This is a genomic window from Fibrisoma limi BUZ 3 (assembly GCF_000296815.2).
In the GTDB taxonomy this organism is placed as follows: Bacteria; Bacteroidota; Bacteroidia; order Cytophagales; family Spirosomataceae; genus Fibrisoma; species Fibrisoma limi.
Map to the genome: position 1 here is coordinate 90,625 of NZ_CAIT01000007.1, position 17,382 is coordinate 108,006.

The following is a 17,382-nucleotide window of genomic DNA, read 5'->3' on the forward strand; positions in this document are numbered from 1 at the left end:
AAGATTTTACTGATTGTTAGCCTGATAGGTAAAGGGCATCTCGTCGTAGGTGCGCCCATTGAGCAGCCGGCCAGCGGCTTTCTTGTTAGTACCACCCCATTGCTTGAAGAAAAAGGCAACGCCAGCCGCTTCACATTGACGCTGTATGTCTTCTACCCATTCACGTTGCATAGGGCGCGGTTTGCGACCGGATTCACCGCCGACGATTACCCAGTCAATGCCCGTTAGATCCAGGTTTGGTAGTGGACCTATCAGCGGTTCAAGTGAAAGGAATTTAACTTTGGCGCCCGTTCGACGTAGGGCATCAATTCGCCAAACATGCTCCTCACTCTCGACTGATACGCCCATCCACACGTTATCTGACCAGTTGATTGCTGGGGAATACTCAGCCAGTAGGTCAGCTCTCTTAGTTAGCACCTGATACGTGTGCCAGGATGCTTCGCACATTACCGCAAATACCTTTTGGATGAAGGTTAGCGGTATGTCTTTGTGAAACAGGTCGCTCATGCTGTTGACAAAGATCAATTCTGGCTTTCGCCACTTGTAGGGCAAATGCAGCTCCCCGGGGTGTGTTTGTAGCGTCGTGAACGGTTCACTATACTTAGGCTGCCCCATTGCCCGCAAGCGACGGTGCATAGTCTCAGCGTAACAGAACTTACAGCCCTGCGATATTTTAGTGCAGCCGGTCGTTGGGTTCCACGTCTTGCCGGTCCATTCAATTGATGTGTCTGCCATTATCGTCTTGCTTTTGCCGTTCTGGGGCGTTTGATGGGGTTAACTGGGTTGCTAATTGGTGTTGCTTTCGGTTTACGACCAGTGAGCTGATACAAGGCATTGAGCCGGGCGCTGACTTCGGCGGCTGACAGACCGGGGGGCAGAGGTGGATCGTGCTCCAGCTCATCGATCATGTACAGCATCTGGCCGGTGGAGTAGCCCTGGCCGGGAAACCTGCCCAGCCAGTAGGCTACTGATTCACGTTCACTGGCCATTAGTCCTCAGGTTCGTCGTCAGACTGGGAGGCTTCCGGCTGCTGGGGTGACTGATCAGGCTTCTCAGGGTCTTGTGGATGGTCAGGCTCCATTGCCTTCAGGGCGGCTTCCAGTTCAGCGATCTTTGCGGTGATCCTCAGACCCCGGTCGATCTGCAAGTCGTCCGGATCTTCTGACTGGGGTAACATGACCAGCTTTTCACGCCAGTGGTTTAGTTCGCGAATCAGGTGAGTATACTGGTTTGGATTGGTTTCAGCCGTGCCCTGGGGTTCCGGTGTCGGATCGGTCACGCTACCAAACTCCTCATCGATATCTTCCTCCTGATCGTCAATGTCACGCTGGTAATCGTAGGATTTAAACGGTTCGGTTTTGACCAGTTCGAACGTATCCAGGCTGTAGTATTCCCGCTGGTAGGTTTTGTAATTCTTAATCATGCGGGCGCGGATTTCCCGCATCTCGTAGCCGGAATTCAGCTTGTTACAGGCTTCATTAAAAGCTTCTTTGATGGTGTCGAGCTGGTGTTTGAAAGCAGACATGGCCGATTTCTTTTCCAGTTCCTTTTCCTGAAACTCCTGATTGAGCCGGGCAATGATGGGGCCTAACTCGTTGAGTTCGTCCTGGGTGAACTGGTGGCGGACTTCGATGAATTTGATTTCAGACTTCATGGGGGTAGGGATGATTTATAAGTGATTATTGATTAGCGATTCATGTAAGCGGCCCGGATAGCGTCCCGAACGTCCTGATTGGTGCGGGCTTTGATGCCGGTGATCTGACGGAGCAGCTCAGCGTCCCATTTGGCCGACGTAGGCGTATATTCCTTGACCAGGTAGTGATTGGCCCTGAGTACGGCGATGATGGCGTGACCTGCTCCGAAGTTGACGCCGGTATCTGCGCCCCGCTGCCACATATAGCCCTCGCGGGATTCGGCTTTCCAGGTTTCGAAGCCTTTGGGCAAGCTGTCTTTCTTGCTGCGGTGCATACCCTGATTATGCCAGCCTGCTTCGACGAAGACTTCGGTTTCAGCCTGTGGGTATTCGAAACAAGCCATTTGCAGCGCCCAGAACTCAAGGCCTTCGTGTCTGAGCCATTTGCGATCCTGACGATCCCAGACGGCAAAGCCGGATTCGGTTTTGTCGGGATCGATACCGATGCAGTAGCGTCGCCGGGGTGGGCGATTGATGGGAAGCTGATACATCATGGTAAGGTTTTGAGGTAATCATTGAGGTATAGGTATTTAGCCTGCGCCCGAACCCGGTCGATATAGCTGGCGGGTATCAAATCCGAGTCGCCTAAGACCATTTTCAGGGTTTCGGTTAGCTCCTCCCGTTTGGCATTCTGGCCGGGTGTAGCATTGATGCGCGGAATGGCGGCTTTTTCTTCGGCAAGAAGCTGGCGAACGATAGACTCAGCCCGTTTCATGTACTCTGCCTGCTCCTCAGCCGTTGGGTTGATCAGACCCGACTGCTCAAGCCAGGTATAAAGCGAATTGCCCGGGTCGGCAAAATCGCCGGTCGTTTTGGCAATGGCTGTTGCCTGCATCAGCAGGGCGTTCATTCGGGCTTTAATTTGGTCGGCCGTTGGCTCTGTGGCTGGATATAGTAGTAGTTGTTGCCGGTTGACGCTCGAATACTCAACATTGTCGTTGAGGTAGTCACGGTAGGCCTTTAAAACGGAGCCGACGTATTTCGGGGCCAGCCGGGCGAACACCTCCATACCCAATTCCCCTTCCACCAGCAGATTGTAGGCCTTGCATACTTCCTCACAGGTCATCCCCTTGGGGCCGTACTGACGTCGAAGCCAGTCGTTGAGGTCGACTAATTCGGCTACGTGTTCGTCAAACTCCTCATCGGTAGCAAAGCGAATATCCAGCAGGCCAATAACCTCATTCCACATCGAGGACAATTGTATATCGGTTGCCGTCCGGATCGGGGTCCCCACCATTTGGGCTATCACGACGGAGATGGTCTGGCTGGATATATGCCTTTCGCTTAAGAGGGCGGTGATTTCCGTTTTTCGGCGGTCCAATATTTGTTGCTCCTGCTGCATAGCCAGTGCCGTTTGCTGCGGCTGGGCCTTTTCGAGTTGTTGATGGTTGCTCATCGTATGCAATGATTTCGTCGTTCCAGGATTTCTTTTTGAGGTAGCGAATGGGGTCTTTTCTAAAGTACTTGGGCGTTACGGCGGTATAGGCCTTGGTGTGTTCGAGGGCCTGAGTTCGCTCCGTGTCGGTCAGCTTTGCCCAGGTCGTTTCGCAGTCATCGCGGTCCCGCTTCTTGCCGTAGGCATCCCACCAGATTTCGAAGGGAATGTTGGGGGGGGCGGGCGGAATTCGGGGGGGCTTTCCCTTTTTTTCTTCACCGACAGGTACTGTGTTTTCGGCAGCGACCTCCACCCTTTCACCAGCCATCAAATCGCCGTTAATACTTTGTTTAGTATTTGGCTTATTATCTGGTTTATTATCTGTATCCTTATATATAGTCGATTTCTCATTTTGGGAAATCGGGGGATCAATTTGAGAAATGGATGTCTCATTTTGAGAGATGCAACTCTCAGATTGAGAAATCGGAGTCTCATTTTGAGACTTGCATTTCCCATTTTGAGAGATCGGATCAGATAACCAGTTTTCTAAGCGCTCCCCGCGGGCGAACCAGGTCGTTTTATCCAGTTGATGATCGTTGTACCGAGCGGTTACAATCCAGCCATCGACCGAGAGCTCCTTAAGCCAACGGTAGATTGATTTTTCAGTGAGGTAAGGATATTTGGATGAAAGGTTCTTACCGGTATCATACGTCCAATACCGGCCGTCCCGAAAATGAGCCTGACTGTTTCGCTGCTCATTTTCGTGAATCCAGAATAGGATGTTGCCCAGTAAAATCGCCTTTTCCACCCCAACCTCACACGCTAACGCGACGTCGAAGGAGTGAACATTACTCCGTTCGATCATCATCTGAAATAAGCCTTAAATTGTGCTACGTCTGATTCAGCCAGGGCAAACCATTCCCCGCGCAAACGCTTGTCAGCAAAAAGATTATGAAGGTGTTTTTCGTCCTTTATTTTGCCATCGAAAGCGCAAACCAATTCGATTTCGGGCTGCTCATCCTGCAGGGTCTTTTCCCTTAATTTCAAGCTTTTGGACCGCCCTATTTTATAGTTACCAGTGCGTTTATTGTGCATCAGGTAAACCTTACAAACGGCTTCTGACTTCTGCTTTTTCAGTCGCTTTAAATGCTCAGCCTCAGCCACTTCCTTTTGGGCTCTGCGAAACTCATTAACCTGATTGACAAGGTTATTGTATTCATGCGTATCGTAGGTTGTCCTAATCGAATCAATGATTTTCTGAAACTGATTCAGCTGTATTTGCAAAGCCATCAATGCGTCATGGGAATACAAGTAACCGACATTATTGGCGACAAACTTTTGACCATCGTATTCAGCTACATAAGCGTCATAAATGGAGTCGGTTAGTGATTCATCAATCGCGTTAACGAACCGATTTAAGGCTTCAGAATTGTCCATAATCTCTTAGGTTCTTTAGTTACAAGTCAGTACCATAGGTATCGGAAGAATATGCCCATCGGCTCCACGTAGAAGGCCAGCACGAAGCCAATCAGCCATAGCGCGGCCAGCCACCAGCCGATCAGCAGTAGACGCCGGGCCGCCGGGCGGTGGAGCCAGGGTTGACGAATTGGCTTCATACGGTGCAGGAAAATCCCTGATTGACCAGTGCGTCGAGCGATGCGTTGGCGAGGACCCGGGCCCAGGTAAAGGCCAGATCGTGTACCAGGCCGGTATTACGGCCCGTTAGCTCCATCATCGAGAAAGCCAGCCGATTGGTGATCCAGACCCGATCTTCGTGGTGCAGTATCATCTGAGGATCGATAAACCGTTCATAGAAGCGATTGGACCACTCGCGGGCCAGCCGAACGAGTTTATAGGGTGTTGGCTTTAGGGTGCCGGCCATGACGACAAAGGCTGCCAGATGGCGTTCGAGCGGATCGGCCAGGTTATGCTCCGGAATGTAGGGGTATAAATCCGCGCCAACGTTGTTGACTTCGGCGGTGATTCGTTCCTGAATTGGGGTTTGTGGTGTCATGATTTTGCAGGTGAAAACAGGTGAGCAATCCAGGCGATCAGGCCACCGATACACAGGCCACCCAGAAACCAGATGGCTACTATTCCAGTGTACCGGCCCGACCATCTGGGCAGGTAATCGTGACCGTCGGCATAGCCGTCGTATTCGATGTAGGTATGCTGCGGGGGAGCCGGTTGTCCAGCGCGATACTCCTGGTGGGCTTCCAGCAGGATCATGTGTAGTTGCCAAGCGTGCTGGCTGGGGTCATCCGTGAGTACGTAGGGACTCAGGGCCGGTTTCTGATTGCTGAGCTTAGCCATTGATCATCTCCTTTCCCCGCATCGCCAGCCGACGTTCGTAGATGGCCCGGGCCAGATCAATGGTCGGCGCGTAGATGATTTGCTGATGAAGCTGTCCGTCTATGCGGAAGGGCTGAGCCCCCTTGCTGTACGCCCATTCGCGGGCAATCTCCCGAAACAGCGTATCCGTCAGCCGGATGGATTCGTAGTCGCCATCGGGATCAGCGATAAAGTCAAATTCAGCTTCCAGATCGTTCAGGGCGGCAATGACTTCGTAGATGTGGTAGAGGGGCTTTAGTCGCGGGTGGGACGGTGAGCCGATATAGGTAGGCAGCCAGCGAATTACCTGATCGATGGTAAAGCGGGCAAATTCGCTGGTCAGACTCCGGTGGTGACCAAAGCTGGTAAGCTCCAGACTGTGCTTAGCCGATCGGATACAGGCCGTCAACACCTGCCGGTAGCGGTTTTTTTCGGGGGTAGAAAGCCCCTGGCTGCTGACAAAAAGCAGCCCAATGCGGTCCAATGTCATGGGGGTAGGGGTTGGTTTGGTTACAGGCTCAGAAAGCAGTAGCCCTGCATCGGGATGGCTTTGCGGCCGGTGCGGGCCCGGTGTTGTTTGAGCAGTCGTTTAAAACGGCCTTCGGAGATTTCAACCTGCCGAAAGGCTCCCAGAATCACGTAGCTACGCAGCGGTTTGGTCGACCAGGCGCCTTGGCCGGGCTGGGTAGTAACCGTGCCACGGCGGTAGCTGAGCGTCAGGGGCGAACGGGTACCCGTTCGAACGGTGTCGATGCGTACAAGCATTGTATCAGGCAGTTACAGCGGTTAGGAGTCGGTTGTTGACTTCATCGGTCTCCAGGTGTTTACCAGCCAGATACGCCCGGATGTCGTCGGCTTTGTAGAAGGGCTTTACGCCCCGGTACGTCGGTTGCAGCCGGTTCAGTTTGGTCAGCCGCCGGACGGTATGGGTCGAAACGCCTAGTGCTTTGGCGGTTTGGGTCAGAGAGAGCTGATCCTGACCCGTTAGCAGCGACTGCAGAAACTCGATCTGCTTACCCTGCCGCTCGACGATCTGTCGGAGCTGAGAAAATTCCTCGTGAGATGGGACGTTCAGCATAGGACTTAGGCAGTTGCATTAGCTTGAAACTGATGATGAACAAATTCCCTGTATAGCTCAGGAGATGTCCAGTAACGACGCTCCAATACATCCGCAAGCGCACACAGGACAGGGTTGTCAGCTCCGAAACTCAATTGCCCCATGATGTAATCGAGCGCTACCTCGTCCATTGGCTTTTGAGTCAGACCCAACAGATCGTTCAATAATTCAGCTTCCTGAACGATAAGCGAAAAGGCTTCGTGGTTGCTCATGATTTGGAAAGTATGGTTTGAGTCGATGACTGCGAACGCACTCCGCTTTCTTTCAGAGCCTTAGCTACGGAACGGGCCGCTGACAAACAGGCCGTTTCACATTCGGCGTTACCCCACAGGTTGTTATGCTCAATGGTATGCTGGGCAATCTTTTCGGAGAGGTTGACGGCGGCCAGTTCCAGCTCATTCATGTGGTCACGGATGTTTTCCGACTTTTCCAGGCCCTTTTTGTGGCGAACCACTTCGCTGGTACCACCGTAGAGAGGCATGTACGTAGCGTTGGTGCAGTTGCGAAATCCTTCGCGTCGAACCCCATGCTTTCCCAAGGTGGAGGCAAAGGCTTTGCGCTGGGAAACGCTCTTGATTCGCTGTTCAATCCAGCGATCATCCTTACCCTGCTTTTGCCAGCCCCTGACGGCCCGCTCCTGGCCACGGGTTAGGGCCAGTTCGGGATTCGTTTCCTCTTCGAGTCGTTCGAGAAAGGCCTGGTTGACGGCGATGTGTAGTTCAGGGTTAAGCCATTTGGCGTATGACAGCGCAAGATTCTTATGCGCCCAGGTGCCACCATCATGCCGACCACGCTTTGATTTCAAAACCCCCATTTTTGGGGTATTTAAAATTCCGCACAGCGTGTCGATTAGTTCCTCCGTCGCTTCCCGATTCTGCCAATCGTTTGGCGATTTCTTAGAAGGACTTCCCATCGCTTTCCATAGATCAGTAAGACTGACCAGTCCGCCAGAATCTTGACGAACCGACACTTCGGAGTTGTTAAGGTGTACAAGCATAGCTTTAGGCAGTTTGAGGTTGAGCATAAGGATCGTGCGCTTCCATCCATTCGACTTCTGCTTCAAACAGAGAGGTAAATCCATTCATCTTGTTGCGAAAAGTGCCGGGCGTAACATGATGAGCTTCGCAGAAAGCTTTTTGCGCAATCTGTCGTTGGGAGTGATTCATCCGTTCATAAGCTACTCTGAACCGTGACATTAGGCTTTTTGACCGTTTGCTCATTCTGTTTTGTTTGTTATCTTTGGCTGTCATACGTTTGTCATGTCAATATCAATTGATGTCATGCGTTTGACATGCACAAATGTATAACCAATGTCATGATATTGTCAATAGTTGACAAATTATATTTTCAATTTATATCATGATATATGCTAGAAGTCATTGATTTAGAAGTGGAAAGCTATCAAGAGTCTGCTATACGAATGTCTTTGTTTATCGACTCAAGTGGTAAATCCCAGTCTGATATTGCTCGAATTACAGGTTTAGCGCCGGCTACTTTATCAAGAATTGCCAAGGGAAAACAGGTAATGGGCAAAAATGTCATTGACACGATTGTCAAGCACTTTGATGTCAATGCTCAGTGGTTAGAAACAGGAGAGGGAGAAATGGGAAGTGCGAAAGAAAGAGCGCCACATCATTTAAGCTGGAAGGCCGATACATTAAATGAAGCTAGTCCAGTTGATCTGGTAGACGAAACTGAGGTTAGCTACAATTCCAAGGGTATTGAGTTTCGGGAACTGGAAAACGGCATGGTGCTGATGACCATTACGCTGGTGCCTGAATTCGCCTATGCTTCTTACCCTCATGGGTGGCGTGATCCGGAGTATCTGGTCGAGCTACCCAAATATTCAATCGTGCTGCCCAGGCGTGAGCAGGGTTTTTTCCGGGCGTTTGAAGTACGGGGGGATTCGATGGACGACGGCACAAAGTATTCGATCAGTCATGGCGACGTAGCCATCGGCCGGCGAATTGAACCGGACCTATGGAATCAGAAGCTATACAATAATGGGGGTACAGATTTTATAATTGTCACCCACGATGGCGTAATCTGTAAGCGTATCATCGGGCATGACATCCCGCAAGGCGTAATTACCTGCGCTTCCCGGAATCCGAATAAAACCGAGTTTCCAAACTTTCCCATCCGGCTGTCTGAAGTATACGAACTGTACAAGATCAGGAAAGTGGACAGGGACTGGAATCATCGTTAGAACACACCTACTTTAAAATTACTAACCACATAAAATCATGAAAAAACTGACTCTACTTTTTTTGCTCGGTGTATGTTTTTGTAGCTGCTCTACCAAACTACGGCCCGTCAAAGTGATCGACGGCAAACTCATGGGTGTCTTGCCCTTGAAAGATGGTAAAGTCACCTATATAGTCACAGAAACAGTTAATAATGCCAGTGACCTTGAGTTATTTCGCCAAACCCGGCGGTGGGCGGCCTTTCGCGTAGCCAGCCCCAGTGACGTATTCAAACTGGGGGATGCTGTTACCAAGGACGTAATTGGATCGGGTTATTTCAATGGAATCTTCCTGAACAAGGGAAGTTACGCCGGCCCGCTGGGCAACTACGTCGTTACGGTAGAGTGCAACCAAGGGGCTTACCGGGCAACGCTGTCAAACTTTCGCATTGACCACTTAATCACCAAGACGGGCGTGAACAACCAGGTGTCAGGATACGCTATTGAAGCAGGTACCCAGCTTTACAACGATAAGCTAGTGGTTGAATACTTCAAGGCTATCGACCGCAATGTTCAATCGCTATTGGCTTCGTTAAAAGAATTTGTCAATGAAAACGCTGCCACGAATATTCCATCCGCGCAACGCTGACTTGATTGCTATGCCCCTAGCGCTGTCAGCGATCCGGCAGTTTTACACGATAGAGTACAAGATTGAACGGTAATAGCGTCATTAACCACACCATTGAATGAAGAGATTTTTACTGCTACTGCTCTTATTGCCTACCCTTGCTTTTGCTCAGAAGCGAAAATACACGATGGCTGACGTGCCGATGGCACCAATTGACTCTGTTACAGGTCACGTTGCCTATATCGGTGTTGTAGAAGTCCCTGGGGCTACGGCCGATCAGCTCTACACCCGGGCCAAAGCTTACCTATTCAAGACATTCGTCAATGCCAGCGCCGTTATTCAGGTCGACGATAAGTCGGGTGGTTTGTTGGCTGGTAAAGGACTGGTACTCCTGCCCGGTGAAACTGCCTCGAAACAAGCCTTCCGCGCAGCCATGCTGGGGCCAGGCGCTGGCGATGGTATTTACTACCGGCTTCCCATCGAATTCAGGTTTAAAGACGGCAAATACCGCTACGAGATCAGCCATATTCAGATAGTGATGGGGGCCACGACGATCAACCTGGACGATCACCCCATTCCAAAATTCGATCCAAGCCAGAAGATCAGTGAAGGTCAGTACAAAAAGTACATGCAAACGCATGAAATGTTCCAAACCTTTATTGATAACCTTAAACTGGCCATGAAGCAGACGGCCGGCAAAGAAGACTGGTAACACACCTAATTAAAACCACACCTTACAATGGGAGAACTCATCTTTCTGGCTATCGCTGGACCGGTAATCTGGTACGCCATCGCCACGACCCAAAAACGTAGCCGTCAGGAAGATCAACTCCGGGAAGCCTATCATCAAGCCTTACGTAGTGGGGATAAAGCACTGGCCTTACAACGAGGTCGAGATTATTATGGCTTTATGCGAAGAGGGAAGTTAACAATCTACGACGAACAGGCCATTGCCAACGATCTGAGTACAATGGTATAAATCTCACTGGCGATCTGTAGGACGCCAGTATTACGGTGGATACAGAAACGCCCGGCTCCCTGGGCCGGGCAGTTTTTAGAATTTTTTATAGTTATCGCTATCTCGATATGGGCAAGCTTTTCATCTTATTCACCTATTTATCAATTGCGCTTTCTTCATCGTGCGCCTTCAGCACCTGCATTGTAATCTACAGAACGGACAAGGAAATAATTGTCGGAGCAGACAGTCGTCGACTTGCCTTCGTGTTTAACGAAAAAACCAATCAGTTTCGAGATGTAACGTTTGATAATTTCTGTAAGATTCGCCACCAAGGCAGCATCAATTACGCTGTTGCTGGCTTTAATGATGATTTATTGCACGAAGTGGCTATGCAGGCCAGTAAAGGCAAAAATGATCTGGCTAAGGTGGCTGCGGATTACATAAAATTGCTTACACCTCGTTTAGAGGCAAGTGCAGAGGCCTTTCGCCGTCAGGACATTAATAAATACAAGGAGCGTTTTCAGGAACCCGCTATTGCCGATGTCGCCTTCTTTGGCTTTGACAAGGGGAAGCCCGTTGTTATCTATTTAATGTTCTTGATTACCACCCCACCCAATCAACCAGTTCGGATTAGGTCAGAATATAAAGTCGACCAGCATGTGACACTGCTTGGGGTGTTTGGTGAAATCGTAAAAATGCCCTTTAATAACGTCATGGCGGAGCTGAAAAAGAATCCCGTCACTGCGATACGTCGCTTTATCGGCCTAGAAAACAAAGCAAACCCTATGTGGGTTGGAGGGCCCATTGATGTGATGCGTGTTAACGTACAGGGACGAACCTGGGTAGCCAAAAAGAAAATTTGTGGATAAGCTATTGAGCGCTTTTCAGCCACTTTTCTTGCTTCTCAAATAGTGTATTGCCAACACCAGTATCATAAATTACCCTAATCTTAGGATAAACGTTACTGGAAAGGGGTTTCTTGACTCTGGTCGACTCCTTAGTTAGAATAGGTTTTTTGCGTCGAATTGATGTCGAGCTATGAGAAGCCTTAAACGGTTCTTCGAAAGTCGAACCCATCAGCAAGGTTAAGCAAAACAGAACAACAGTTTTCATGGTACGATGGTCCTAGCAATTTCAATAAACTACCTCTTTAAAAAGAATGTCACAAGAGCAGAAACCTCAACAGTCACCTGCCCCCAGGCCCCAAAGTGATCCGAAGCCGGCACCTTCCAGGCCTCGCGTAGATACCAATCGGCAGGAGCAACGCAGTGACCGTACACCTTACGAACGAAAAGACCGATAACAACAACGATTATGGCTAAAAAACGTGACGACCAAACTGGACGGAATTCCAAAAAAGGTCAGGTAATGATTAAAGAGGAGAAGGAGCGCCCTCGTACGAATACCAACCGGACTGAATTTCGCTACAAGGACAGCAAAAGCGACGATAAGAAAAACAGCAACAAGGAATAAACAGCTATGCCCACTAAGGGGAGATAACAGATTCTTTCTGCTGAATCATTAAAAATTTTAAGCCGCTGAGCATTAACGGTTCGGTTTCTTATGATTCGGCAGTTGTAGTTTTCGATTTCATTTAAATACAAATTTTGAAGCGTGGCTTTTGCGTCGGCGTCCTCGTCGGTGAACATGTGATCGACAAGTAAATCCTGTGGAAAACTCCCCATAGGATCGTACGATTTGGGAAGGACAATGTCGATAAAGCGAAATAAAATGACTGCTGCGTAAATACAGCAGACTCCCACCGTACAAAGCTTTGGATCGAATACGCCCTTTGGGTCGAAATTCACAAAGAGATATGCCGTTAAGGCAGTCAATAACGTAGCAGTCAGAGTGATGAACGAGATGGATTTGGAAGTTGTCACATCAAAGTTTTTGATAGTATCATCCAGTCGCTTCTCAGCCTGGGCAAATATGAATTTCAAATCATCTAAGTCGACGTTTTTCAAATTCTCAAACTCCGCTCGCCAATCCTCCCTAAGCTCAACTTTTTCTTCGTTTACCGATGTATCCATAATGGTTAGTAGCTGACTTAACTAGTCCAGTGCTACCGCTAAAATACCAGATTGTAAAAGGTGATTATCATTTTTTTCAAGGCAAATGAGATCCACTACGTTTTAAACCTTTCTCGATCTAAATCATATGCTCAATCAAGAACCCAATAGAGAACCTCCTGATTCAGTAAAACGTCATCTTCGGCAAGAAGCTGGATTTGGGTGCTGCATTTGCGGTATCCCAATTTATGATTACCACCATATAATTGAGTTTGGTAAAAAGAAACATCATAACCCAGATGATATGATGTTGCTTTGTCCTTTTCATCATAGACTTGCCTCAGCCTATGCGCTAAGCGTCTCCGTTCAGAGAGAGGCAAAAAAAAATCCTTATAACATAAGACAAGGGTATGCCGAAGGGGTGCTCTACACGCCTGAAAAGGTGATAATTATAAATATGGGTCAGAATTTTTTTGTAGGGGAAAATACTGGACTTTATATAGAAGATTACCCACTGGTATCAGTAAAGTTAGACAATGAAGGCCGTATACTTCTTTCGGTCAACTTATATGATAACGCAGATAATCTACTTGCCATAATTGAGGATAACGAATGGATATCCGGAGACCCAATGGCATGGGATATTGAATTTGGGATAAACAAATTAACTATTCGGGAAAAATCACGTACCATTTCATTATCAATTGATGCCAGTTCAAAGCCAGTTGAGTTAAAAGGTCATTTATGGTACAAAGGGCATCATTTTGATGTGTCCAAGGACCAATTGAGTTTTGGTCCGACCCATGTATCTTTCGTAGGAATGGTGTATTACAACGCATACATAAATGCCAAACCTTCTATTCAAAGCATGCAGATGCAGCCGGTACCTCCATTTGGACGTTCATTTATAGGAGCAGGGTTAGATAATATTGATGAATGGTACGACAAGACCATTGTAGAATACAAAGCACATAAGAAAGAGTTTTTTTTTAAGACTTTAAAAGAAAACATTGAGAAACGAAGGCGTTTACCCCCACCCTTCATTCAATTATAAATCAAAGCCAGGATACCTCAATTTCAAATGCTCAGCAAATAATATTCCTAATGGGCTCCACCACGCTGAAAGTCGTTCTTGAACCCGATGCCAACGAAGCGGGTCTGCACAAGATCCGGCTCCGGGTTACCCGTGACCGCAAGCCTCGCTACTTCGGGCTGTCGATCTGGGTAACCGCCAAGCAGTTTAACCCAAACGGAGACGATCAGAAAGCCAACTGGGTACGGGGTTCGCATCCGGATCAGGGAGCTTACAACCAGCGCATTCGGGATACGTTCAAACGAGCTGAAAAAATCATCGGTGAGCTAGAGAAGTCGGGCGATTTCACCAGTGACCACGTGATCAGTCAGCTCAAACACGGCGGTAAGCCAGATTTACTGCTGGAGTATTACGCGGCTCACATCGATCAGCGCCGGAAACTAGCGGGCAACAGTTTGCAGAAACACCGGACCTGTGGGCTGTACGAACGGGCGCTGGCCATCCTGACCGAATTCCTAACCAGTACCAAACGAACAAAGCTTCCCGTCAGCGGTCTGACCAAAGCGCTGGTACTGGAGTATCGTGCCTGGCTGGAATCCAGATATGCTGTCAATACGGTTTCCAATAACCTGACGTGTCTGCGTAAGGTCGTACGCGAAGCCATGGACGACGAATTGATTGCGCACACCAAATACCCCTTCAAAGGCGTTACCATTAGCGTGAAACGCAAGATCGTCAGTCGACTTCGGGAAGATGATATCGATAAGCTGGCCACGGCAGAACGCAGTCCGTCCAAAAAACCGGCGCGGGTGGTGACGCCCCGCGAACATGCCCGGCCGATGGCGCTGTTGATGTACTACATGCAGGGCATTCGCCTGGCGGATCTGGTTCAACTCAGGCGGTCCAACTACGTCGTCGAGGACGGGGAACATCGCATCAAATACCTGTCGGGTAAAGCCCAGAAAGAGCGTAACGTTCTGCTACCAGACGAAGCGATTAGTCTCCTTCAGCCGTATCTGAACCGCCCCGACGGGACGCTTAAAAAACCGGGAGACGTCCTGTTTCCGTATCTGCTGGTCAATATTGATAAGCTCAATCCCCAGCAGCAGATCAAAGAAATCGCCCGGGCTACCAGCCGGCTCTACCACCAGATCAAAACCCTGGGTACGGCCATCGGACTGGGCAAAAAAATAACGCCCCACGTCATGCGGCATTCTTTTGCGGATCTGCTGCGTCGCAAACACGTTGATTTAATTACCATTCAGATGACGCTGGGCCACTCTGATCCGCGGACAACCCGCGACTACATGGAGTCACTCGATCAGGCCGCGGTGGATAGCGTTGTGCAGCATTTCAAGCGGGAAAGTCAGGAAAACAATAGGAAAACAACTATGGAGGATGGTGCCGGAGAAGGGGTTGCAGACGAGATTCGCGACGGGGACGATAACGCAGATTTGCAGGTAGATGACCGTCAATCGGTCGTAAATGCGTAATATTGCAAACTTACAGAATTCATGCCACCAAACTTGTGTTAATAAAACCAATACGACACTTCGAACCAACGCAGAATTGTAAGCTGTACGCATGAAATTATCATTTCTGGGGGCCGCCCGGCAGGTAACAGGCAGTATGTTCCTGCTGGAGGTAGATGATTATCGCATCCTGATCGATTGTGGGTCGGATCTGGAGCGATCGAATGGCCAGACTCCCCCAATTACACCGCATACTGGATTTTTCCCTTTTGAGGCTTCCAGTATTAATCTCGTCTTACTGACCCATGCCCACGTCGACCACTCGGGTAACCTGCCTAACCTGTACCGGGAAGGCTACGAAGGCCAGATTCTTTGTACCGAACCGACATACGCCCTCACGGAGGTACTGCTCCGGGATGCGGCCACGCTGAATCAAAAGCGAATCAACGAACTCAACGCCAGCAAAAAGCAGCGCGTCAGGGACCGGCAGGCGCAGATGATGAAGGACTTGTACCTCGAAAAACAGGTGCGGGAAGCCATGACCAACGTCGTGCCGATTGCGTTTAACCGGCGGTTCAAAGTAGCCGATGGGATCGACGTGACGTTCATTCCGGCGGGGCACCTGCTCGGCGCTGCGCACATTGTGATTAACGTTATCGATAATGGCGAGCGTAAAAGTCTGTGCTTTTCGGGCGATATCGGCCGGCGCAACTACCCGCTGCTGGTCGATCCGGCCCCGGTGCCTCAGGTCGATTACCTGATCTGCGAAAGTACGTACGGTAACCGGCTCCACGAACACAAAATGTCGCCGATGGATGCGCTGGCCGATGTCATTCAGCGGACGTGTATCGATATTCCGGGTCGCCTGATCATACCTTCGTTCAGTGTCGGCCGGACGCAGGCCCTACTGTACACGCTGAACCGGCTGTATAATGAGCGTAATTTTCCGCCCATTAAGGTCTTCTCCGACAGCCCTATGGCCTACGAGAGTACAAAGATCTATATGCAGAATATCCGGCTGATGAACACGGAAGCCAAGGAGTTCTACGAGGAAAATGAGGCTCTTTTTGATTTTCAGAATTTTGAATTCCTTGAGTCGTCGAAAGCCAGTAAAGCGGTATCGAACTACGGGGAACCGTGCATCATCATCTCGTCGTCGGGGATGGTGCAGGGCGGTCGGGTCGAGTACCACGTAGCGGCCAACATCAGCAACCCGTATTCAACGATTCTGATCATCGGCTACTGCGCCGAAGGAACGCTGGGCTGGCGGCTGCTCAATGGTCAGTCGACGCTCACGATCAAAGGCAAGGAACATCCGGTTATGGCCAACATCGAACGTACGGATGTGTTCAGTGGGCACGGCGACCGGAACGATCTGATGCAATTTGTTCAGATGCAGTCGCCCGAAACCCTGAGACGCCTATTTTTAGTGCATGGTGAGTTCGAGAGCATGGAAGCTTTCAAAGATACGCTCGCCGAAGCCGGTTACCCGCAGGTAGAAATACCCCGTCGCGGTCAAACGTATGAATTGTAACAAGGAGGGAAGGAGAAAAGGAAGAAAGGAGGAAAGGGGTCAACTGCTCCGTTCCCTTTCTCCTTTCCTCCTCTCCTCCCTTCTCCCTTTTTATGAGAACATATCTTGATTTTGAAAAGCCCATCGCCGACCTTGAATCGAGGTTAGAAGAAACGAAGAAACTAGCCGAGAGCAGCAACGTCGACGTTAGTGAAGCGGTTGCCGTCCTGGAGCAAAGCATCGAAAAGCTGCGTCGGGAAATTTTTCAGAACCTGACCCGCTGGCAGCGTGTTCAACTGTCTCGCCATCCAGACCGCCCCTACACGCTCGATTACATTTCGTTGATGTGCAACCAGTTTATTGAACTGCACGGCGACCGTACCGTCCGCGACGATCCGGCCATGATCGGTGGTTTCTGCGAACTGGACGGCCAGACGGTCATGATCATCGGTCAGCAGAAGGGTCGTAATACCAAGCAGCGGCAACATCGTAATTTTGGTATGTCAAACCCTGAGGGTTATCGTAAAGCCCTGCGGTTGATGAAACTGGCCGAGAAGTTTAATAAACCCATTATCACGCTGATCGATACGCCGGGGGCCTTCCCGGGTCTGGAAGCCGAAGAGCGGGGTCAGGGCGAAGCGATTGCCCGCAATCTGAAAGAGATGTTCATGCTGAAAGTGCCGGTGATCTGCATCATTATCGGCGAGGGTGCATCGGGTGGGGCGCTCGGCATTGCCATCGGCGACCGGGTATTCATGCTCGAAAATACCTGGTATTCGGTGATTTCACCGGAGTCCTGCTCGTCTATTCTATGGCGGAGCTGGAACTTCAAAGAACAAGCCGCCGAAGCCCTGAAACTGACGGCCAAGGATATGACAACCTTCAACCTGGTGGATGGCATCATCGACGAACCGCTGGGTGGCGCTCATACCGACCACAGTGCCATGGCCAGTCATCTTAAGGACGTTATCCTGCAAAACCTGGCGGAACTGAACGCCCTGGATACCGACGAGCGAATCGAACAGCGGATCGACAAATTCTGCTCGATGGGGGTCGTCGTGGAGTAAA

26 protein-coding genes are annotated in these 17,382 nt (G+C 49.8%); 9 read left to right on the forward strand and 17 right to left on the reverse strand.

Annotated features, from left to right (window positions below):
- Positions 1 to 6: 6 nt before the first annotated feature.
- From BN8_RS16645 to BN8_RS33365, 16 genes are read right to left on the reverse strand one after another with little or no spacing between them, the layout of a single operon-like run.
- On the reverse strand, positions 7 to 735 hold the full coding sequence (locus tag BN8_RS16645) for a DUF5131 family protein (protein ID WP_009283080.1): 729 nt from the start codon (positions 733 to 735) through the stop codon (positions 7 to 9).
- The gene (locus BN8_RS16650; RefSeq protein ID WP_009283081.1) at positions 735 to 989 is read right to left on the reverse strand and encodes a hypothetical protein; all 255 of its coding nucleotides are present in this window, start codon (positions 987 to 989) and stop codon (positions 735 to 737) included. The genes BN8_RS16645 and BN8_RS16650 overlap by 1 nt, the downstream gene beginning before the upstream one ends.
- Positions 989 to 1,654, reverse strand: coding sequence for a hypothetical protein (locus tag BN8_RS16655; protein WP_009283082.1), 666 nt, complete (start codon positions 1,652 to 1,654; stop codon positions 989 to 991). The genes BN8_RS16650 and BN8_RS16655 overlap by 1 nt, the downstream gene beginning before the upstream one ends.
- Positions 1,655 to 1,686: 32 nt before the next feature.
- A complete protein-coding gene (locus BN8_RS16660; RefSeq protein WP_009283083.1) occupies positions 1,687 to 2,187 on the reverse strand; it encodes a hypothetical protein in 501 nt (166 codons plus the stop codon).
- Positions 2,184 to 2,882 (reverse strand): hypothetical protein, encoded by a 699-nt coding sequence (locus tag BN8_RS16665; protein ID WP_040006180.1) that lies wholly within the window; start codon positions 2,880 to 2,882, stop codon positions 2,184 to 2,186. The genes BN8_RS16660 and BN8_RS16665 overlap by 4 nt, the downstream gene beginning before the upstream one ends.
- Entirely contained in the window at positions 2,872 to 3,936 is a 1,065-nt protein-coding gene (locus tag BN8_RS31875; protein ID WP_051041090.1) for an LvrA C-terminal domain-related protein, read from the reverse strand. Before BN8_RS31875 ends, BN8_RS16665 begins: the two co-directional genes overlap by 11 nt.
- Entirely contained in the window at positions 3,933 to 4,505 is a 573-nt protein-coding gene (locus tag BN8_RS16675) for a GIY-YIG nuclease family protein (RefSeq protein ID WP_009283085.1), read from the reverse strand. Before BN8_RS16675 ends, BN8_RS31875 begins: the two co-directional genes overlap by 4 nt.
- Positions 4,506 to 4,531: 26 nt before the next feature.
- The gene (locus BN8_RS33360) at positions 4,532 to 4,684 is read right to left on the reverse strand and encodes a hypothetical protein (protein WP_009283086.1); all 153 of its coding nucleotides are present in this window, start codon (positions 4,682 to 4,684) and stop codon (positions 4,532 to 4,534) included.
- Positions 4,681 to 5,082, reverse strand: a complete 402-nt coding sequence (locus tag BN8_RS16680; protein ID WP_040006181.1) for a hypothetical protein — start codon at positions 5,080 to 5,082, stop codon at positions 4,681 to 4,683. The genes BN8_RS33360 and BN8_RS16680 overlap by 4 nt, the downstream gene beginning before the upstream one ends.
- Positions 5,079 to 5,381, reverse strand: a complete 303-nt coding sequence (locus BN8_RS16685; protein WP_040006182.1) for a hypothetical protein — start codon at positions 5,379 to 5,381, stop codon at positions 5,079 to 5,081. The genes BN8_RS16680 and BN8_RS16685 overlap by 4 nt, the downstream gene beginning before the upstream one ends.
- Positions 5,374 to 5,889: a hypothetical protein gene (locus tag BN8_RS16690; protein ID WP_009283088.1), complete on the reverse strand. Its 516-nt coding sequence runs from the start codon at positions 5,887 to 5,889 to the stop codon at positions 5,374 to 5,376. Before BN8_RS16690 ends, BN8_RS16685 begins: the two co-directional genes overlap by 8 nt.
- A 20-nt stretch (positions 5,890 to 5,909) precedes the next feature.
- Positions 5,910 to 6,164: a hypothetical protein gene (locus BN8_RS16695; RefSeq protein ID WP_009283090.1), complete on the reverse strand. Its 255-nt coding sequence runs from the start codon at positions 6,162 to 6,164 to the stop codon at positions 5,910 to 5,912.
- A gap of 4 nt (positions 6,165 to 6,168) precedes the next feature.
- On the reverse strand, positions 6,169 to 6,477 hold the full coding sequence (locus BN8_RS16700; RefSeq protein ID WP_009283091.1) for a helix-turn-helix domain-containing protein: 309 nt from the start codon (positions 6,475 to 6,477) through the stop codon (positions 6,169 to 6,171).
- 5 nt (positions 6,478 to 6,482) lie between these two features.
- Positions 6,483 to 6,728 carry a hypothetical protein gene (locus tag BN8_RS16705; protein WP_009283092.1) on the reverse strand — a complete coding sequence of 82 codons (246 nt, stop codon included), beginning with the start codon at positions 6,726 to 6,728 and terminating at the stop codon, positions 6,483 to 6,485.
- Complete coding sequence (locus tag BN8_RS31880; RefSeq protein ID WP_051041091.1) at positions 6,725 to 7,513, reverse strand: KilA-N domain-containing protein; 789 nt, start codon at positions 7,511 to 7,513, stop codon at positions 6,725 to 6,727. Before BN8_RS31880 ends, BN8_RS16705 begins: the two co-directional genes overlap by 4 nt.
- Positions 7,514 to 7,517: 4 nt before the next feature.
- A complete protein-coding gene (locus BN8_RS33365; RefSeq protein ID WP_040006183.1) occupies positions 7,518 to 7,766 on the reverse strand; it encodes a hypothetical protein in 249 nt (82 codons plus the stop codon).
- Between the two features lie 116 nt (positions 7,767 to 7,882).
- On the opposite strand from BN8_RS33365, the gene BN8_RS16720 reads away from it, so the two are divergent.
- From BN8_RS16720 to BN8_RS16740, 5 genes are all read left to right on the forward strand, one after another.
- A complete protein-coding gene (locus tag BN8_RS16720; RefSeq protein ID WP_009283094.1) occupies positions 7,883 to 8,722 on the forward strand; it encodes a LexA family transcriptional regulator in 840 nt (279 codons plus the stop codon).
- A gap of 37 nt (positions 8,723 to 8,759) precedes the next feature.
- Entirely contained in the window at positions 8,760 to 9,347 is a 588-nt protein-coding gene (locus BN8_RS16725) for a DUF4468 domain-containing protein (RefSeq protein WP_009283095.1), read from the forward strand.
- A gap of 97 nt (positions 9,348 to 9,444) precedes the next feature.
- A complete protein-coding gene (locus BN8_RS16730) occupies positions 9,445 to 10,038 on the forward strand; it encodes a DUF4468 domain-containing protein (RefSeq protein WP_009283096.1) in 594 nt (197 codons plus the stop codon).
- A 27-nt stretch (positions 10,039 to 10,065) separates the two neighbouring features.
- A complete protein-coding gene (locus tag BN8_RS16735; RefSeq protein WP_009283097.1) occupies positions 10,066 to 10,305 on the forward strand; it encodes a hypothetical protein in 240 nt (79 codons plus the stop codon).
- Positions 10,306 to 10,340: 35 nt separating this feature from the next.
- Positions 10,341 to 11,153 carry a hypothetical protein gene (locus BN8_RS16740; protein WP_144051758.1) on the forward strand — a complete coding sequence of 271 codons (813 nt, stop codon included), beginning with the start codon at positions 10,341 to 10,343 and terminating at the stop codon, positions 11,151 to 11,153.
- A gap of 555 nt (positions 11,154 to 11,708) precedes the next feature.
- Here the strand turns inward: BN8_RS16740 and BN8_RS16750 are convergent.
- On the reverse strand, positions 11,709 to 12,317 hold the full coding sequence (locus BN8_RS16750; protein WP_040006186.1) for a hypothetical protein: 609 nt from the start codon (positions 12,315 to 12,317) through the stop codon (positions 11,709 to 11,711).
- A 127-nt stretch (positions 12,318 to 12,444) separates the two neighbouring features.
- Between BN8_RS16750 and BN8_RS16755 the strand changes: the two genes are divergently transcribed.
- The 4 genes from BN8_RS16755 (at position 12,445) to BN8_RS16770 (ending at position 17,381) form a co-directional block, all read left to right on the forward strand.
- The gene (locus tag BN8_RS16755) at positions 12,445 to 13,350 is read left to right on the forward strand and encodes an HNH endonuclease signature motif containing protein (RefSeq protein WP_009283100.1); all 906 of its coding nucleotides are present in this window, start codon (positions 12,445 to 12,447) and stop codon (positions 13,348 to 13,350) included.
- 50 nt (positions 13,351 to 13,400) lie between these two features.
- The gene (locus BN8_RS16760; protein ID WP_009283101.1) at positions 13,401 to 14,822 is read left to right on the forward strand and encodes a site-specific integrase; all 1,422 of its coding nucleotides are present in this window, start codon (positions 13,401 to 13,403) and stop codon (positions 14,820 to 14,822) included.
- A gap of 91 nt (positions 14,823 to 14,913) precedes the next feature.
- Positions 14,914 to 16,335: an MBL fold metallo-hydrolase RNA specificity domain-containing protein gene (locus tag BN8_RS16765; RefSeq protein ID WP_009283102.1), complete on the forward strand. Its 1,422-nt coding sequence runs from the start codon at positions 14,914 to 14,916 to the stop codon at positions 16,333 to 16,335.
- Positions 16,336 to 16,427: 92 nt separating this feature from the next.
- Positions 16,428 to 17,381, forward strand: a complete 954-nt coding sequence (locus BN8_RS16770; RefSeq protein ID WP_009283103.1) for an acetyl-CoA carboxylase carboxyltransferase subunit alpha — start codon at positions 16,428 to 16,430, stop codon at positions 17,379 to 17,381.
- Position 17,382 lies beyond the last annotated feature (1 nt).

Coding starts and splice junctions, on each gene's coding strand:
- BN8_RS33360 (WP_009283086.1), bottom strand. CDS start 4,684: ATGAAGCCAATTCGTCAACCCTGGCTCCACCGCCCGGCGGCCCGGCGT.
- BN8_RS16695 (WP_009283090.1), bottom strand. CDS start 6,164: ATGCTTGTACGCATCGACACCGTTCGAACGGGTACCCGTTCGCCCCTG.
- BN8_RS16735 (WP_009283097.1), top strand. CDS start 10,066: ATGGGAGAACTCATCTTTCTGGCTATCGCTGGACCGGTAATCTGGTAC.
- BN8_RS16755 (WP_009283100.1), top strand. CDS start 12,445: ATGCTCAATCAAGAACCCAATAGAGAACCTCCTGATTCAGTAAAACGT.
- BN8_RS16750 (WP_040006186.1), bottom strand. CDS start 12,317: ATGGATACATCGGTAAACGAAGAAAAAGTTGAGCTTAGGGAGGATTGG.
- BN8_RS16660 (WP_009283083.1), bottom strand. CDS start 2,187: ATGATGTATCAGCTTCCCATCAATCGCCCACCCCGGCGACGCTACTGC.
- BN8_RS16760 (WP_009283101.1), top strand. CDS start 13,401: ATGGGCTCCACCACGCTGAAAGTCGTTCTTGAACCCGATGCCAACGAA.
- BN8_RS16655 (WP_009283082.1), bottom strand. CDS start 1,654: ATGAAGTCTGAAATCAAATTCATCGAAGTCCGCCACCAGTTCACCCAG.
- BN8_RS16770 (WP_009283103.1), top strand. CDS start 16,428: ATGAGAACATATCTTGATTTTGAAAAGCCCATCGCCGACCTTGAATCG.
- BN8_RS31875 (WP_051041090.1), bottom strand. CDS start 3,936: ATGATGATCGAACGGAGTAATGTTCACTCCTTCGACGTCGCGTTAGCG.
- BN8_RS16645 (WP_009283080.1), bottom strand. CDS start 735: ATGGCAGACACATCAATTGAATGGACCGGCAAGACGTGGAACCCAACG.
- BN8_RS16675 (WP_009283085.1), bottom strand. CDS start 4,505: ATGGACAATTCTGAAGCCTTAAATCGGTTCGTTAACGCGATTGATGAA.
- BN8_RS16680 (WP_040006181.1), bottom strand. CDS start 5,082: ATGACACCACAAACCCCAATTCAGGAACGAATCACCGCCGAAGTCAAC.
- BN8_RS16690 (WP_009283088.1), bottom strand. CDS start 5,889: ATGACATTGGACCGCATTGGGCTGCTTTTTGTCAGCAGCCAGGGGCTT.
- BN8_RS16705 (WP_009283092.1), bottom strand. CDS start 6,728: ATGAGCAACCACGAAGCCTTTTCGCTTATCGTTCAGGAAGCTGAATTA.
- BN8_RS16685 (WP_040006182.1), bottom strand. CDS start 5,381: ATGGCTAAGCTCAGCAATCAGAAACCGGCCCTGAGTCCCTACGTACTC.
- BN8_RS16730 (WP_009283096.1), top strand. CDS start 9,445: ATGAAGAGATTTTTACTGCTACTGCTCTTATTGCCTACCCTTGCTTTT.
- BN8_RS16650 (WP_009283081.1), bottom strand. CDS start 989: ATGGCCAGTGAACGTGAATCAGTAGCCTACTGGCTGGGCAGGTTTCCC.
- BN8_RS31880 (WP_051041091.1), bottom strand. CDS start 7,513: ATGCTTGTACACCTTAACAACTCCGAAGTGTCGGTTCGTCAAGATTCT.
- BN8_RS16725 (WP_009283095.1), top strand. CDS start 8,760: ATGAAAAAACTGACTCTACTTTTTTTGCTCGGTGTATGTTTTTGTAGC.
- BN8_RS16765 (WP_009283102.1), top strand. CDS start 14,914: ATGAAATTATCATTTCTGGGGGCCGCCCGGCAGGTAACAGGCAGTATG.
- BN8_RS33365 (WP_040006183.1), bottom strand. CDS start 7,766: ATGACAGCCAAAGATAACAAACAAAACAGAATGAGCAAACGGTCAAAA.
- BN8_RS16665 (WP_040006180.1), bottom strand. CDS start 2,882: ATGTGGAATGAGGTTATTGGCCTGCTGGATATTCGCTTTGCTACCGAT.
- BN8_RS16700 (WP_009283091.1), bottom strand. CDS start 6,477: ATGCTGAACGTCCCATCTCACGAGGAATTTTCTCAGCTCCGACAGATC.
- BN8_RS16720 (WP_009283094.1), top strand. CDS start 7,883: ATGCTAGAAGTCATTGATTTAGAAGTGGAAAGCTATCAAGAGTCTGCT.